A 15,621-nucleotide genomic window follows, 5' to 3' on the forward strand; every position below is an offset into this window, starting at 1 on the left:
GTGCTTGTAAAATTATTTTTTTTCTATAATAAATCTTAAGTATAGCGCTTTCCGGTTAAGAATAACTGTGCTTTCATTTATTTGTTTTGATTATTTAAAACTTTAGAATCTTGTTAGCAGTAAAGGAAAAATAAATTAAATAAGGTTTCATTCATCCAAATCCGTAATTTTACTTGATTAATGTATCAAAGACAGAAGTAGCTTTAACTTTATGGAAGCATCCGCTTTATTTGCCCGTTTTGAAGAAAATTTAAATAAGATTCTTTCTATTCTGCAAGCCAACAAGGTTGATATGAGCCGTACTCCTTTCGAAACCGTTATTCCTTTAGAAGTAACTCGGCTGTGCGAAATATTAAATACGGCGGGCGCGCACTTTTCAGTAACCGGTGAAGGCTTACAAACTTTATCTAATTTCCGGGACCAATATATGCAGCATAACCAAAGCGCTTCTGATGCTATGGCTAAAATCCTGAATGATAAAAGATCGTACCTGAAAACTCCTGAAGGCACTATCCTAACCAAAGAATTACTTATTCGCCGATTAGAATATTTTAATGAGGTAGCCCGCACGCTTACAATTATGATCACCCAGCAACAACTTGGGAGCCCACTCCAATATAAATATCCGCATTTACTGCAATAATTAATGTTTTATCCGTAAAAGAGCAGGCCCGGTTTAATAAATTAAACCGGGCCTGCTCTTTTACGGATAAAACGGGGGCTATCTTCTTCTGCTTGCGCCGTAAGAAAAATACAAGTATTGCTATTGAATCTTATTGGGCATTAACATGAATTTAATTATTCCTACTGAGTTACAAACAAATCGGTTATTACTTCGGCGTTATCAAGACACGGATGCAACTGAATTTTTAAATTTGCTTTTAACGAATCAATCCCGCCTGTCTTTAGCTTTTCCGGGTCGGGTAGAAATGAATAAAAAGCTAGAAAATGCCGAATACTTTGTCCGGCAGATGCGCGCAGATTGGCAATTTAAAAAAGTATTTGAATTTGGGATCTGGCGGTTAGATACCAAGCAGTACATTGGCGATATTGCCCTCAAGAATTTAGAAAAGAGAGTACCTAAAGCAGAGATTGGCTATTACCTTGATGCGGCGGCGGAAGGGAAAGGATATGCTTCAGAAGCGCTACGAGCAGTTATTGTTTTTGGCTTTGACACAATGGGTGTAAATAAAATTTTTATTAAAATGCCCGTACAGAATCAGCGAAGTTATCGTTTAGCCGAAAGATGTGGTTTTATCCGGGAAGGTTTACTTCGGCAGGATTTCCGTTCAGATGAAAAAACCGGCTTGGTCGACGTCTACTATTATGGTATGACCCAGAGCGATTACCAGAGTTTTTTTAACAAACTCAAATAAGTATAGTTACCCTGAAAAATAAAAGCCTGCTGAGAATACAGCAGGCTTTTGTTTGTTGAGCAGAATAAAAACTAATTAACCAATTGCCACTCGCTTAAATTCGCTTACAGTTAAACCTTTGCTAGTTTTGTCCAGCAATTGCGCAATTGTTAACGATGAATCTTTCACAAACTCCTGGTTCAAAAGAGTATTGTCTTTGTAAAATTTATTTAGTTTACCTTGGGCAATTTTTTCCAACATCGCTTCTGGTTTACCTTCGGCGCGAGCCTGCTCTTTACCAATTTCAATTTCGCGGGCTACCGTTGCGGCATCTACTCCGTTTTTATCTAAAGCTATCGGTTTCATGGCCGCAATTTGCATTGCCACGTCTTTACCTACTTCCGTTACATCCGTACCATTCGTATTTTTTAAGCCTACCAACACGCCTAGTTTACCATTGGAGTGATTATAAGCTACTACTTTATCGGCAACTATAGATTCGTAAGTTACTACGTCCAACTTCTCCCCTATTTTACCCATCAGGTCGGTGATATGGTCTTGTAAAGAACGGCCATCTGCTTGAGGAGTAGCCAGTAATTCATCTTTGGTGCTAGCATTCGTTGAAACAGCCGCTTCCAACACTGCTTTTGCCAAGTTCTGGAAATCAGCTACTTTAGATACTGGTTCTGTTTCGCAGGCAAACGCAATTACTTTCCCGGTAGTACCGTCGGCACTTACTTGAGTTAAAACAATGCCTTCGGATGTAGCATTGTCGGCACGTTTACTGGCAATTTTTTGTCCGGCTTTGCGTAAAATATCTTTAGCTGCTTCAAAATCTCCGTTCGCTTCGGTAAGTGCTTTTTTGCAATCCATCATACCAGCTCCGGTTTCCTGACGAAGTCTGTTAACGTCTTGTGCTGTAATAGCCATTCTTTTATTAGTTATGAGTTAAAAGTTATAAGTTATGAGTTGAATGCATTTAAACATTATTGATCTAATGTCTAACATCAAACGTCTAACATCCAATTAGTTATTTAAAAAAAACTGAACATCAGAATATTAGCTCCGATGTTCAGTTGTAGAAAAGCGTTCAATAAATTTAGATTATTCCGCAGCAATTTTTTCGGCTACCCCTTCTTCTTCCGAACGTTTTCTTTCGGTTTCTTCTTTATCTACTTTTCTTTCCGATAAACCTTCTTCGATGGCTTTGCCCATTACACCCACAATCAGGGAAATAGACTTAGAGGCATCGTCATTTGCGGGGATAGGAAAATCTACTAATTCTGGGTTAGAATTAGTATCCACAATGGCAAATATCGGTAAGTTTAATTTTTGTGCTTCTTTAATTGCAATATGTTCGCGTTTCACATCTACTACAAACAAAGCTGCCGGTAAACGGGATAAATCAGCAATACCACCTAACACCCGGCCTAATTTCTCGCGCTCCCGCGATACCATTAAGCGTTCGCGTTTCGCCAAGTTGGCGTAAGACACGTTATCTTTGATCATTTTATCGATGGTCGACATTTTTTTCAAAGACTTGCGCACCGTAGCAAAATTGGTTAGCATGCCACCTAACCACCGATCCGTTACATAAGGCATTTTCAGGCGTTTCGCTTCTTCGGCTACAATATCCTGCGCTTGTTTTTTAGTAGCCACGAACATAATTTTACGACCCGATTTAGCAATCTGGCGGATAGCCGCTGCTGCTTCGTCTAAAGACGCTACTGTTTTATTTAAATCAATAATATGGATACCGTTTTTCTCCATGAAAATATACGGTGCCATTTTTGGATCCCATTTCCGGGTAAGGTGTCCGAAGTGAACACCAGCATCCAACAATTCTTTATAATTAACACTTGCCATTTTGATACACCTTTAAGATTAACGTTTAGAGAACTGGAACGAGCGTCTAGCTTTTCTTTTACCAAATTTCTTGCGTTCCACCATGCGAGGATCACGGGTAAGAAATCCTTCTTTCTTCAGGCCCGGACGGTTGTCGGCACTTTCTGAAACCAATGCTTTCGCAATAGCTAACCGGATTGCTTCGGCCTGGCCGCTAACACCGCCACCTCTGACGTTGGCTTTTACGTCGTATTTACCTATCTGATTCAGCGTCTGGAACGGCTGATTCACGATGGTTTGCAGTACTTCACTCGGAAAGTACGCTTTTATATCTCTATCGTTAATAGTGATATTCCCTTGCCCGGCCGTGATATAAACACGAGCCACCGAGGTTTTTCTTCTACCAGATGTATTGAGAACTTCCATTAATTAGTATATAGTTAAGATATTTTTACTTGTTTTGGTTGCTGCGCTTCGTGCGGATGCTCGGCTCCGTCGTAAACGAACAAATTACGAAATTGTTCCCGGCCTAAACGGGTTCTGGGCAACATGCCCCGTACAGCTCTTTCTATTACTTTAGCGGGAGATTTCGCTTTTAATTCACGTACAGTAGTTTGTTTCTGACCACCAGGATAGCCTGAGTGCGTCACATAAACTTTATTGTCTAATTTTTTACCGGTTACCCGCAATTTTGAAGCGTTTACAACAATTACGTTGTCGCCGCAATCGGCATTAGGAGTAAACGAAGGCTTATTTTTGCCTCTTAAAATATTGGCTACCTGGCTGCACACACGGCCTAGGCTGGCGTCTCCGGCGTCTATCACTACCCAGCCTTTATTCGCGGCCGCTTTATTAACTGATAGCGTCTTATAACTTAAATGATCCATTTTTTGTGCTTTTAAAGCGATTTAGATGTAAAATTAATTCTTCTGTTTTCAGAAAATGAGCACAAAGATAGAAGCATTAGTTTGCAAATCCAAACTAATTTGCTATTTCTCTGTAAGTAAGGGTATTTACGTGGTTATGTAATTCAAGATTTTACCAGAATATATTCTTCATCGAATAACCAGATTATATACTTTTAAATGCTAATTCATTTTTGTTCTACTGTTTAGTAATAACCTAGTATCTTACTTCCGTTTTCTATAAGAAGAATAATCGTTAAAGATTATCTACTTGTTTTCTTTGATTACCTCGTACAAATACGGATATCATTTATAACCTAACTGAAAGCAGACTAACTTTTCGGCGATTTTTACGTATTATCTGCAACTGTTTAAATGTGAGCAGCTATTTTGAATTATTTGTGCAATGTACATTGTAATAAATGAACTGGAAAAAGATGTTCTAAGAGAAATCATTAACATAAGCTTAGCGCGGGCGGCTGATTCTTTTGCTAATTTTTCTAAAAAAGCGGTATTATTGGCCGTACCTGAAATTAAGATTATTGAGCCGCGTGTTTTACCGGATGTAATTGATGAATTTGAAGACGAATATCAAATTATTCGGGCGGAAATAGAAGGTGAACTAAGTGGTAAAACATTTTTACTTTTTTCGGAAGAACAAACCGAAAAACTTGCTGAGGCATGCTTGAATAATACTTCAAAAATAGATATTCAAAGTAAAGAAGCTCTTTTAATTACTGTTAGCCAAATCATTACACGGGCTATTGTGGATGAGTTGCACCACTTGTTACAACTTCAGTTAAAGGCTCTTCCGTCAGAAGCTTTATTTGATTATGAGCAACTTCCTATCTCCTATATTTTAGAAGATTTACCGGCGCATCAGCCTTTTGTTATCGCTATAAAAACACAGTTTCAAAAACTAGTTAATCCCCTGGAGCTGCCTTTAATTGTTGTCCTTCACGCCAACTCCGTTTCAAAATTATTGCACATTCTTCGCCAAAACAACCTTTACGATTTTAGACTTTTACAGGATAAAGATTAACCTACTGTAGTTTACCAAACGGATCAGGAATATTGCTGCAGCGTTTTTACCAACACCTGAAAATCTTTTGGGTATGGAGACTGTATTTCTGTTGGTTCGCCGTTTAATAAAGTAAAGCCTAGTTTAGTAGAATGTAAAGCAAACCGTTTAATAAAAGGCTGCTCTTCGGTGTCTTTACTTAAATTAAATTTTCTTTTCAGATCTGATAAATAAACGTGCGCGCCTCCGTAAAGTAAATCGCTCACAATGGGGGCATTTAAGTAAGCCAGGTGAAGCCTTATTTGGTGCATACGGCCGGTTATGGGTTTGCAGGCTACCAGCGTGTGTTTCGGATACTTTTCTAAGGTAGTAAAATACGTTTCAGCGGGTTTGCCTTTGTAGGCTAATTTGGCCGTGCCTTTTAAACCCGGTTGAATGGAACGATCTACTAATTGTTCCTCGAACTGGTGCACTCCCCAAACCACCGCGTGGTATAATTTAGCTACCTCGCGGTGTTCAAACTGCATCGATAAATGCCGGTAAGCTTCGTTATTTTTAGCTAAAGCTAAAGCTCCGGAAGTTTCTTTATCTAAACGATGGCAAGCTTGTACATCCGGATGGTATTGGCGAGCCAATTTTAATACATTCGTCGTGTGTAAGGCCCGGTCTTCGAGAGTGGCTAAAAAAGGCGGTTTATTTATGATAATATAATCGTCGTTCTCAAATAAAATTAAATCTTTAAAAACCGGGTATTTCATAAAGTGGCTGTACCGATAAACATTTAGATGAAATAATTAAAAAATCTGCCAGACAGATTTTAGTAATGTAAGTTACTGTACGAAGGTAATTGTTTGTAGAGTAGCTTTTTGGTTTTGTTTTTATTATCGGCTCCGCTTTTACAAATAAGCATTAGGTTACGGGTAATTTAGCCTTTGGTTTAGATAATTTAAATTTAAGCGACGTACCCTTCCCCAATTCACTGCTAACCATTATGGTAGAGCGGTGCGCTTCTATAATGTGCTTCGAAATAGCTAAACCTAAACCAGAACCGCCGCTATCGCGGGAACGGCTTTTATCGATGCGGTAAAATCGTTCAAAAATCCGAAGTTGGTGTTCTTTGCCAATACCCGGACCATCGTCGGCAACGGTAACTAATACTTTCCGTTTCCCATCGAGCAGAGCTACCCAAATATTCCCGTTTTCGCTGCCGTATTTAATAGCATTATCCACTAAATTAATGAGAACTTGTTTAATGCGGTTACGATCGGCGTAAACCATTATTTGCTGATGACCGTTATGTTGCAGGTGTAGTGTTATTTTTCGGGCTTGGGCTTTCGCATCCAGTTCATCAAAAACTTCCCGGCAAAGCGTAAGCAGGTCCATGGCGTGCTTATTCATCTTCACTACTCCTTTTTCGAGTTGCGAAATACTGATTAAGTCCTGCACCAAAGCATCCAATCCATCTAAACTTTTGGCAGCTTTCTGCAGAAATTTATCGCGTACGTTTTCATCGTCCATGGCGCCATCCAGTAAGGTGTGAATAAAGCCTTGGGCCGCAAAAATGGGGGTTTTCAACTCGTGCGATACATCCGCTAAAAATTCGCGGCGAAGTACCTGTAATCGTTTCAGTTCGTCAATTTCTTTTTGCTTTTGTTCGGCCATAAACAATATTTCGTCCTTAATCCGTTTTAACGGATCGGGCCGAAACAGAAATTTATTACTCATCCTCCGAAACTCTTTGCGCTTAATGTGCTCTAAACCGGCGTAGATATTATTAATTTCTTTAAAAATTAAAATTTCAAAAGAAAAGTAGATAAGTAAAAAGCAGGCCGAAAAAGCAATAGCCAAGGTAAGGACCCGCGCCCGAAAAGGAAGGTAAGGACCAAAGAGTAAGCCCGCGGCAATAACCAATGCTACTGCTCCCGAAATTAGAAGAGCAATGGTGCGGGAAGAAAAGCCCATATATTTTAATCGGTGTTAAACTTATAACCGACGCCTTTAATTGTTTTTATATGATCTTCCCCAATTTTTTCGCGAACCTTCCGGATGTGAACGTCTACGGTGCGGGCAATAACGTACACATCGGTACCCCACACATTATTTAAGAGCTCTTCGCGGTTAAATACTTTGTTGGGAGTGGCAGCCAGAAAGGAAAGTAACTCAAATTCTTTTTTCGGTAAGGTAATGCGTTCGTCGCCTTTAAATACCGAAAAACTAGTACGATCGATGCGAATATTGCCGATTTCAATTACCTGGTGATCGTCACCGGTTTGCTGATTATCGCGCCGAACGTGAGCAGCTAAACGACTTAATAATGCCCTGGGCTTAATTGGTTTCGTAATAAAATCATCCGCTCCGGCATCAAAGGCGGCTATTTCAGAAAATTCTTCGGAACGGGCGGTTAAAAATAAAATGTAGGTATCCCGAAATTCCAACTTTTCGCGTAATTGCCGGCAAGCGGTAATTCCATCCATAACCGGCATCATTACATCCATTAAGATAATATCCGGATTAAATTTAGCAGCGGTATCCAAGGCTTCTTTGCCATTTTCAGCACAAGCAACTTCGTAACCTTCTTTGGCTAAATTGTATTGCAACAATTCGGTAATATCCGGATCGTCGTCGACTACCATAATTTTATACTGATTTGTATTCTGCACGTCTTTATTGGTTAAGTAAGTGGTTGTTTTAACAAGTAAGGGGTGAGAATAAATTTAATATTTAAAACAGGTAGTCTCTGATTTCGAAACAAAGATAAGAGAAATCGTTAATTTTAGTACAACCGGACGAAGTACTTATATTTTTGACAGGAAAGCCCACAAATTCTACCCATAAAAAGTATTCCAATCGTCTATATTATTCGTTGCGGGCCAGGTTTAAACGATATTTTAAACCACTATATTCGTATAAATCTACTTTCACAGCTCCCACCAATAATTCGGCCTTTATCAAAACCGGAATTTTATTTTTATCATCCGATAGATAAACGCTTACCGAATTTTCTCCCGCAAATAAATCGGTATCGGGCATTTTAGGCACTAGTTTGAAAGCTCTAAAAGTACCAGCTTTGGTCTCCACCGTTTCACGGCCCTTGTATACCACTTGCATGTCGTACACTTTTTTATAAAAATAACCTTTTATCCGGATTACATCCCCTACCCGATAGCGATCCAGGTTTAAGGTACGCAAATAATAGAAACCGCTCACCACGTCCTGTACCCTATCCGGCACTTTTAAATTTAGAACTTGCTTTGTTTCTACCAGAGCGGTATGCACATTGTGGTTAAAAGTTACATTCTCTTTTTTCCGGTATTTTCCTTCTTCTACATTACGATGATACTTTTGAGGCACCATTAAGCTAGTATCAATGTACGACCGCCAGGTATCGCGAATGCGAATAAAAAAATCAAAAGAACCAACGGTTTTACCAAATACATTGGCCCTATAGCAAGGCCGGTCGTTCACTCGATGAATGTCGGGGGCAATTTCTATTTCTGCTTCGGCCGCATTGATTAAACCATAATGTACTTTGTATTTTAACGTTTCGCCGGTAGTAAAACTTGGTCGCTCTGCCGGTAGTTCGAGGGGTTGCTGTATTACGAAGCCAGAAATAATCAGGAATACCATAATAACAGCCAAGTAAATTTTATTCATAAAAGCCGGAATATAATATACCAGTAGCTTTAGCTAAGTATTATTTTTACAAATTACTGGTAAATGTATAACGAATTTTGCTCGTTCGTATTGGTTTACCATACTTAAATTCATAAAAAAAGGTGCCATAATTGGCACCTTTTCCTTGTAGAGAGTTAAAATTTATTACTCATCACCCATTAAGGCAGCGGCTACTTTTTCGGGTTCGCCTTTTACCATACTACGGATTTTGGTTTCAATTTCTTCCATTAGGCCTTCATTATCGAGTAATAAGTTCTTCACCGCATCGCGTCCCTGGCCTAACTTTTCCCCGTTATACGAGAACCAGGAACCAGATTTTTGAATAATGCTTAACTCTACGCCTAAGTCAAGGATTTCACCTACTTTAGAGATACCCTCGCCGTACATAATGTCAAACTCTACTACTTTAAACGGCGGCGCTACTTTATTTTTAACTACTTTAACTTTGGTGCGGTTACCGGTAACATTATCGGCACCTTCTTTAATCTGACCAATCCGGCGAATATCTAAACGTACCGAAGCATAGAATTTAAGCGCGTTACCCCCAGTAGTAGTTTCAGGGTTACCGAACATAACCCCGATTTTCTCGCGCAGCTGGTTAATAAAAATACAGCAGCAACCGGTTTTGTTAATGGTACCGGTCAATTTTCGAAGGGCCTGGCTCATTAAACGGGCCTGTAAACCCATTTTGCTGTCGCCCATATCACCTTCCAGTTCGCCTTTTGGTACCAGCGCAGCCACGGAGTCAATAACAATAATATCAATAGCGCCGGAAGATATTAAATGATCGGCAATTTCTAAGGCTTGTTCCCCATTATCGGGCTGCGAGATAAGTAAGTTAGTGGTATCAATACCCAATTTCTCGGCGTAGGCGCGGTCGAAAGCATGTTCGGCGTCAATAAAAGCCGCTAAGCCACCTTTCTTTTGTGCTTCGGCAATACAATGTAAGGTTAAGGTTGTTTTACCGGACGATTCCGGACCGTATATCTCTACAACGCGGCCCCGGGGCAGGCCCCCGATTCCTAAAGCAATATCCAGTCCAAGGGAGCCTGTGGAGATAGCCGGAATATCTTCTACTTTATTATCGCTCAATCTCATAACAGTACCTTTACCAAAGGTTTTGTCGAGTTTGTCCATGGTTAACTGGAGAGCTTTTAATTTTTCGTTGTTTGCACTCATATTAGTGGTTTTAATAATTGCTTATTTTTAGGTGAAATTAAGATTTTTTGCGCCAACTTGCAAGCATTTCGAGGGGTATATTGCCCTGCTTTTTCGCTATTAGGAAGGTTTCATTTAAACAGATTACAGTCGCTTTTTGTGCCATTTACCTGCACTATTTTATGTATAAATACCCGTTTTTTTCTTTTCTTCTCAGCTTACTGATAGTCAGCCAAGTATACGCCCAATTAGACAATTCAGCTCTTGAATACCGTTTGGCGGTAAAACCCGAATATAACCAAAACTTCCGGATTGGCCTGAATGCTTTTGGATTTACGCGTAACAACGAATATTTTAACGCTATTGCCGATGGGTATACTTTATTCGGCTATCACTTAAATCCAAAGCTGGTTTACTTTCCGGCAGAATTTGTGCGGCTGGAAGGAGGCGTTTTTCTCTGGCAAGATTTCGGTAATAACCGATTTACGCAAATACGCCCCACCTTTACTTTAAAAGTGCAAAAGAAGAATTATGCTTTGCTGTTTGGCAACCTCGAAGGAAATTTAAACCACGGCTATATTGAACCACTCTACGATTTTGAGAAAGTAATTAATGATAACTTAGAAACCGGCGTTCAGTTTCTTTTAACCCGCGATCGCACCAAACTCGATGCTTGGATTGACTGGGAGCGCATGATTTACCCCCGCGATCCGTTCCGGGAAGAAATTGCCGGCGGTTTAACACTGGAACATACCTTATGGCAAACCGAGAATGGCTGGCGATTGGGTTTACCCGTGCAATTTACCGCTCAGCACAAAGGTGGCCAGATTGATTCCAGCGACTTGCCTTTACTTACCGTTTTTAACGGGACTACCGGCTTTAATCTGGAGAAAAAACTGCACACTACATTCTGGCAAAGCCTTTATACCAAAAACTATTACGTGGTAAATAAAGAATTTTCGAATGTGCCGCAATTAGCGTTTGAGCAAGGCCACGGCTTGTATTTAAACGCGGGCGTACAAACCAAGTTAGCTAACGTAATGCTCAGCTATTGGCACGGACAAGATTACGTAGCTGAAAAAGGCGGACGTTTATTTCAGTCGGCCACCACGTCGTTTCTGCATCCTAGTTACTTGGAACCAGACCGAGAATTATTGATTCTACGTATTATAACGGATATTAAGCTGCTGGATAACTTGTTTTTATCTATCCGTTTCGAGCCGATATACGATTTTCAGAACCCAAAATTTGAGTTTTCCAACGGCTTTTATATTCACTACAACACGGATTTATTTGTTAGTAAGGTAAAGCAATAGATTGTTTAAAGTTAACTTTAGTTCTTTGGAGACTTTTCAAGTTTCCAGGCAATGGTTCTGACGCAGTTTTAAGAGTACCCTGATTGCCTCGTGGCCGACGGGCCTCGTTTGGCTCTCTCGGGCGGTCTAAGCTATCTTTCCTCCTAACGTCGGAATCCCAACAGGCGTCGAGACTGGAACCTTAGAAGGCCCTCTATAGCCAAACTGGGGTAATTTATTCTTGTTACTGTTTTGCCAAATAATAGAATAAGAATATTAACAGTTCCTTTTGTTTGATTAAGGAGGAACTCAAAGTAAACTACCCTGAATTTACGTAAGTAACGGAGGAATACATCTCTGGAAACGTGTAACCTATAACGTAAAACTTTCTACTTACTCCGTAATAAACCGGTTTTCTAGGAGTTGTTCTTGCCGGAAATAGGTTATTTTAAAATCCGGGTTAAAGCGAACGCGCACGGCTGCCTTTGTTTCTTGTTTTTGATTTTTTGATTTCCGGAACGCCGATCCGTTTTCCAGGTAAGTTAGTTCGTAACTATTATTACCAATACTAACTACTGCCATAGAACCTTCCTGAATGCTGCTTTGCCCGTTTAAAAATTCCGGAAAGTGGTACGTATTTATATTTTCGTTTATGGCTGCCGGAGTAGTGTTCGTTAAAGTATAGTACCGTTCCACTTGCGGAGCAAAATAATTAGCTGCTTCAAAAGGCGCCGACTGCATATCATTGTAATAAGCATTTAACTGTTCCTGAGCCTTCCGGATAACTTCATCTTTATCGGTTAGCAATCCCGTAGGGGCAGTATTAGATGCTTCCGCAGGTGTTGTTACAACCTCATTAGCAGATTCCGGAGCAGAAGCAGTCGGCGTAGTAGCCGTACTATCGGCACCGGCCACCGGAATTCGATCGGCGCGGTCGGTGAAAGTGGCCGTTGAATCAACAGGAGAATCTTCCTGGGTAACATCAGCGGGTATTACCTCTTCGGTGTCCGGTCCCGATTTACTGGTTAAACGTTCCGATTGGGGTTTATTAAAGAATTGATACGCCAGCAAACCCAGTAATAACAAAGCTCCTAAAACAGCCAACGAAATTAATAGCCAGTCCTTTTTAGGAACGGGTTTTACCCCCATCGGCGACTCACCTTCTTCGTCATAGGTATTTTGTTCTACAACCGGCGGGGTTGCTACGGGTGGTTCGGGAGTTTCCGGACGGGTAGGATAAATTACTTTAGTCTCAATGGGATTTACCGATTGCGGCGAAGAAGATACGACCGGCGCTACTGGTTCCGTTGCTGGCGATTCGGGAGTAGAGTTGCCAAAAATAATGCGTTTCTTAAGTGCATCGTATTCCTCCGCCGTAATGGCACCCGAGTCGAATAATGTTTTAAGTTCGTTCAGCGATCGGATCGTGGAATTTTCGTTATTCATGTTTTTTAAATTTCCGTTCGTATAATAGCTTTTACGAGTAATAATCTTTTTTCAGATACACAATCGATCTAAAAACGATTCTTTATTCTGCCCGCTCTTGGGCGGCCATTAAGTTTTGGTGCATCTGCTGAAACAAGCCTACGGCTTCGTTTATAAAAGTTTCATCGAGAATTTGCTTCAAGCCTTCATCGCCCAGCACATCCATCTCGCTTATTTTATAAGTTTGTTCATAGGGCCCTCTTTCCAGTTTAATAAGGTATTTCCCGTTCCAGGAAAAAACAGTTATTTTAAATGAGGCATGAGGTATTTCAGCAACTACGCGCATTTTAATAAGTATTAAGTTTTAGGTTATACGTGGTACGTTTACAAAGCTTGTACTAATTACCGGAACTATCTGCTACTATTTTTATTTACTCAATATTTCTCAAACGTAAAATCTACTACCTTCCGCTACCAGAACTGTTCGATGGTTTTTAGTCGGTGATTTTCGTTGATTTTGTAGGTTCGGCTACGGCTGGTATGCGTTAACAATTGCCCAGCCACGAAAGCGCCCAACGTGTATTTTAAAAAAGTTAACGTGTTATCGCCCGGCTCTTTATCTAACAGGTAATTCCCCCCTCCCACTACCGAGAAAAATAAACCGCCATTTTTCAGAAGACGGCCTAAAAACTGAACCCCGGAAGAAACCGTACTGGTACTTGCCATTCGTATCTTCCGAATATCCCGCAACGGAATTTCCGCATCCCACATAACTATAGAATACTTTTTAATGTTGGTAATTTGCCCCGAATAACGCTGTTTTTCCCCGGTTAACTTAAAATTAATTTTATTACCCGTGTAAAAACGGATGCGGCTTACTTTGCCTGGTTTATCTAATACCAAATAATACTTTACCTCGGCGGAAGTCGTTTTCTCCGGTGATAAAACCTGGGTAGAATCAGCAGTTTGGCTAAAGCAAATTGTATTGCCAAAAAATAACCCAATGGCGAGTAACCCTAAAACTTTAGCCATAATTCGTATAATTAGAAAGTTCTTTTAATTGGTTAGCATAACCAGAATGGAAACAGTAGCAATCTTAATTTTTAATTTTATTCCATTTGAATGCCCATTTGCTGCATTAATTTACTGGCATTAAAGCTATTACAAACCCCAGGATGCAACTTATAATCGAATAAAATTTTATCTTCCTCAATGGTGCTGTTAAACGAATAATTTTGAATATAATCGGGATTTTCTTCTTCCATATTTCCCAACTCTAAATCGTGGGTGGAAACTAAACCCGAAGCATTTTGCTGATGCAATTGGCGGATTAAAGCTTGCGCTCCCAAGTGTCGGTCGCGGGAATTGGTTCCTTTTAAAATCTCATCCAGAAAATAATAAATAGCCGTGCCGGTAGCCGTTAAATCAATCAGCATTTTTAAACGTTTTAGTTCGGCGTAAAACGAGGAAGTACTTTCGGCCAGGTTATCTTCGGTACGCATAGCGGTATACACCTGGGCCGGAAACGCGCGGAAACGCCGGGCACAAACCGCTGATCCGGCAAAGGCTAGTACCAAATTAATGGCTACCGTTCGCAGGAATGTACTTTTACCCGACATGTTAGAACCCGTAATAATCAAGGTTTGTCCTGGTCCCGCCATAGATAAATTATTAGTAACGCGGTTAACTACAAAAATAAGCGGATGCCCCAACTCTTCGGCTTGCACCTCAAATGCTTGCGGACTTAACTCAGGCAGTGTATACGAAGGGTTTGCGTATTGAAATGCCGCCAAGCTCGCCAGGGTTTCGGTTTCCGCCACTACTTGTAAAACGGGTTCCAGGTTAGTAGCCATGGTTTTTTTCCATTTTTCCAGCCGGTACATCCAGAAATAATCCCACATTAAGGTACTGTTCAGCAGCAGATTCATGTACACATTTAAACGGGCCGAAATGTATTCAATAATAGAAGCTAACTCGTTAAAATATTCCGAGGCCGTTTTTTGTTTAATGCGCAGTTGTTGTTGCAGTTCCACTAATTTTTTAGCTTGAAACGAATGCGTTTCGATGTGCGTGAGCAGGACAGTATAACTTTTGAGTATTTCGTACATGCCGCTGCTTTGCTCGTAGTATTGTTCCCGGAAAAGGGCATAACGAATATTTAATACATACTGGACCAACATTAACCCAATCACGAAATAACCACTTATCTCATCCAGCCACCAGGCTATAACTGTTCCGAAGGTTAAGGCAGGTAAAACAAAAATTAAGATTTTCAGCCAGAGTTTATTGCGGTAAAAATCCGGGGCGTGTAACCATTCGAAGAAAGACGAAGAATCCTGCCGGTCTTGTTTGTAATGCATGGCTTTAGCCTGTAGCTCTTGCCGCCAGGAGAGTTGAGGAGCTAATTCGGCTACGGCCGCTTGCCGTTCCAGAATTACCTCTGCCTTAGCGGGAGTTTGTAACCAGTTAGCCAGTTTATCTTTACCAATAAAAGTTACGGCCCGGATTAATAACTGAAACAAAGAATGCTTCCCAAAAATATCTAAATCGGAGGTGTATAAATGTTGCGGATTAGCGTAACGTTCGCCGGCATCAAAAGCTAATAATTTACCTTGCAACCGATCCGTTTCTTCGTTATTAATCCGTTTTAAAAAACTATGATGGTGCTGGGTATACCGGAGCCGCTGGTGCCAGCGCATTACTACTATAAATACAATGTAAAATAAAAGTAAACTTACCCAGGCCGCAGAATTTAAATCTTGCCGGAACAAATAAATAACAGTACTTACTCCCGCAATAAATAATGTTAGCCGCAACCAACCAACCTGGCTGCATTTGTTTTTATAAAGCAGTTCTTGTTTTCTATTTTCTTCGGCTAAATTTTTAAAAATTTCGGGCGGTAATGGCTGTATCATTCCGGAGATTGTTTTGCGCACAAAGTA

17 protein-coding genes are annotated in these 15,621 nt (G+C 40.4%); 4 read left to right on the top strand and 13 right to left on the bottom strand.

The features are described 5' to 3' along the window. Window positions 1-211: 211 nt before the first annotated feature. On the top strand, window positions 212-643 hold the full coding sequence (locus tag AHMF7605_RS12890; RefSeq protein WP_106929931.1) for a hypothetical protein: 432 nt from the start codon (window positions 212-214) through the stop codon (window positions 641-643). A 145-nt stretch (window positions 644-788) separates the two neighbouring features. Continuing rightward, entirely contained in the window at window positions 789-1,376 is a 588-nt protein-coding gene (locus tag AHMF7605_RS12895) for a GNAT family N-acetyltransferase (protein WP_106929933.1), read from the top strand. Between the two features lie 75 nt (window positions 1,377-1,451). On the opposite strand, the gene tsf is transcribed toward AHMF7605_RS12895, so the two are convergent. From tsf to rplM, 4 genes are all read right to left on the bottom strand, one after another. Further along, on the bottom strand, window positions 1,452-2,285 hold the full coding sequence (tsf, locus tag AHMF7605_RS12900) for a translation elongation factor Ts (RefSeq protein WP_106929935.1): 834 nt from the start codon (window positions 2,283-2,285) through the stop codon (window positions 1,452-1,454). Window positions 2,286-2,459: 174 nt separating this feature from the next. Then, window positions 2,460-3,221, bottom strand: coding sequence for a 30S ribosomal protein S2 (rpsB, locus tag AHMF7605_RS12905; protein ID WP_106929937.1), 762 nt, complete (start codon window positions 3,219-3,221; stop codon window positions 2,460-2,462). A gap of 18 nt (window positions 3,222-3,239) precedes the next feature. Then, window positions 3,240-3,626 (bottom strand): 30S ribosomal protein S9, encoded by a 387-nt coding sequence (gene rpsI / locus AHMF7605_RS12910; protein ID WP_106929939.1) that lies wholly within the window; start codon window positions 3,624-3,626, stop codon window positions 3,240-3,242. Between the two features lie 14 nt (window positions 3,627-3,640). Continuing rightward, window positions 3,641-4,087 (bottom strand): 50S ribosomal protein L13, encoded by a 447-nt coding sequence (rplM, locus tag AHMF7605_RS12915; RefSeq protein WP_106929941.1) that lies wholly within the window; start codon window positions 4,085-4,087, stop codon window positions 3,641-3,643. Between the two features lie 424 nt (window positions 4,088-4,511). On the opposite strand from rplM, the gene AHMF7605_RS12920 reads away from it, so the two are divergent. Next, window positions 4,512-5,147 (top strand): chemotaxis protein CheC, encoded by a 636-nt coding sequence (locus tag AHMF7605_RS12920; RefSeq protein ID WP_106929943.1) that lies wholly within the window; start codon window positions 4,512-4,514, stop codon window positions 5,145-5,147. 23 nt (window positions 5,148-5,170) lie between these two features. Here AHMF7605_RS12920 and AHMF7605_RS12925 read toward each other — a convergent pair whose 3' ends face one another. The 5 genes from AHMF7605_RS12925 to recA all read right to left on the bottom strand — a co-directional run bounded on the left by AHMF7605_RS12925 (window position 5,171) and on the right by recA (window position 9,980). Next, window positions 5,171-5,884, bottom strand: a complete 714-nt coding sequence (locus AHMF7605_RS12925; protein ID WP_106929945.1) for an RluA family pseudouridine synthase — start codon at window positions 5,882-5,884, stop codon at window positions 5,171-5,173. A gap of 151 nt (window positions 5,885-6,035) precedes the next feature. Then, on the bottom strand, window positions 6,036-7,088 hold the full coding sequence (locus AHMF7605_RS12930) for a sensor histidine kinase (protein ID WP_106929947.1): 1,053 nt from the start codon (window positions 7,086-7,088) through the stop codon (window positions 6,036-6,038). Between the two features lie 5 nt (window positions 7,089-7,093). Further along, entirely contained in the window at window positions 7,094-7,786 is a 693-nt protein-coding gene (locus AHMF7605_RS12935) for a response regulator transcription factor (RefSeq protein ID WP_233219036.1), read from the bottom strand. Between the two features lie 196 nt (window positions 7,787-7,982). Next, window positions 7,983-8,780 carry a DUF3108 domain-containing protein gene (locus tag AHMF7605_RS12940; protein ID WP_106929949.1) on the bottom strand — a complete coding sequence of 266 codons (798 nt, stop codon included), beginning with the start codon at window positions 8,778-8,780 and terminating at the stop codon, window positions 7,983-7,985. A 165-nt stretch (window positions 8,781-8,945) separates the two neighbouring features. Further along, window positions 8,946-9,980, bottom strand: coding sequence for a recombinase RecA (gene recA / locus AHMF7605_RS12945; protein WP_106929951.1), 1,035 nt, complete (start codon window positions 9,978-9,980; stop codon window positions 8,946-8,948). Window positions 9,981-10,141: 161 nt separating this feature from the next. On the opposite strand from recA, the gene AHMF7605_RS12950 reads away from it, so the two are divergent. Beyond that, complete coding sequence (locus tag AHMF7605_RS12950) at window positions 10,142-11,275, top strand: hypothetical protein (protein ID WP_233219037.1); 1,134 nt, start codon at window positions 10,142-10,144, stop codon at window positions 11,273-11,275. A gap of 372 nt (window positions 11,276-11,647) precedes the next feature. Here AHMF7605_RS12950 and AHMF7605_RS12955 read toward each other — a convergent pair whose 3' ends face one another. The 4 genes from AHMF7605_RS12955 to AHMF7605_RS12970 form a co-directional block, all read right to left on the bottom strand. Then, a complete protein-coding gene (locus AHMF7605_RS12955; RefSeq protein WP_106929953.1) occupies window positions 11,648-12,700 on the bottom strand; it encodes an SHOCT domain-containing protein in 1,053 nt (350 codons plus the stop codon). Window positions 12,701-12,782: 82 nt separating this feature from the next. Then, on the bottom strand, window positions 12,783-13,025 hold the full coding sequence (locus AHMF7605_RS12960; RefSeq protein WP_106929955.1) for a hypothetical protein: 243 nt from the start codon (window positions 13,023-13,025) through the stop codon (window positions 12,783-12,785). Window positions 13,026-13,150: 125 nt separating this feature from the next. Continuing rightward, on the bottom strand, window positions 13,151-13,711 hold the full coding sequence (locus tag AHMF7605_RS12965; RefSeq protein WP_106929958.1) for a hypothetical protein: 561 nt from the start codon (window positions 13,709-13,711) through the stop codon (window positions 13,151-13,153). Between the two features lie 77 nt (window positions 13,712-13,788). Next, on the bottom strand, window positions 13,789-15,594 hold the full coding sequence (locus AHMF7605_RS12970) for a MutS family DNA mismatch repair protein (protein ID WP_106929960.1): 1,806 nt from the start codon (window positions 15,592-15,594) through the stop codon (window positions 13,789-13,791). Between the last annotated feature and the right edge of the window lie 27 nt (window positions 15,595-15,621).

This window comes from Adhaeribacter arboris (genome assembly GCF_003023845.1).
GTDB classification, from domain to species: Bacteria; Bacteroidota; Bacteroidia; order Cytophagales; family Hymenobacteraceae; genus Adhaeribacter; species Adhaeribacter arboris.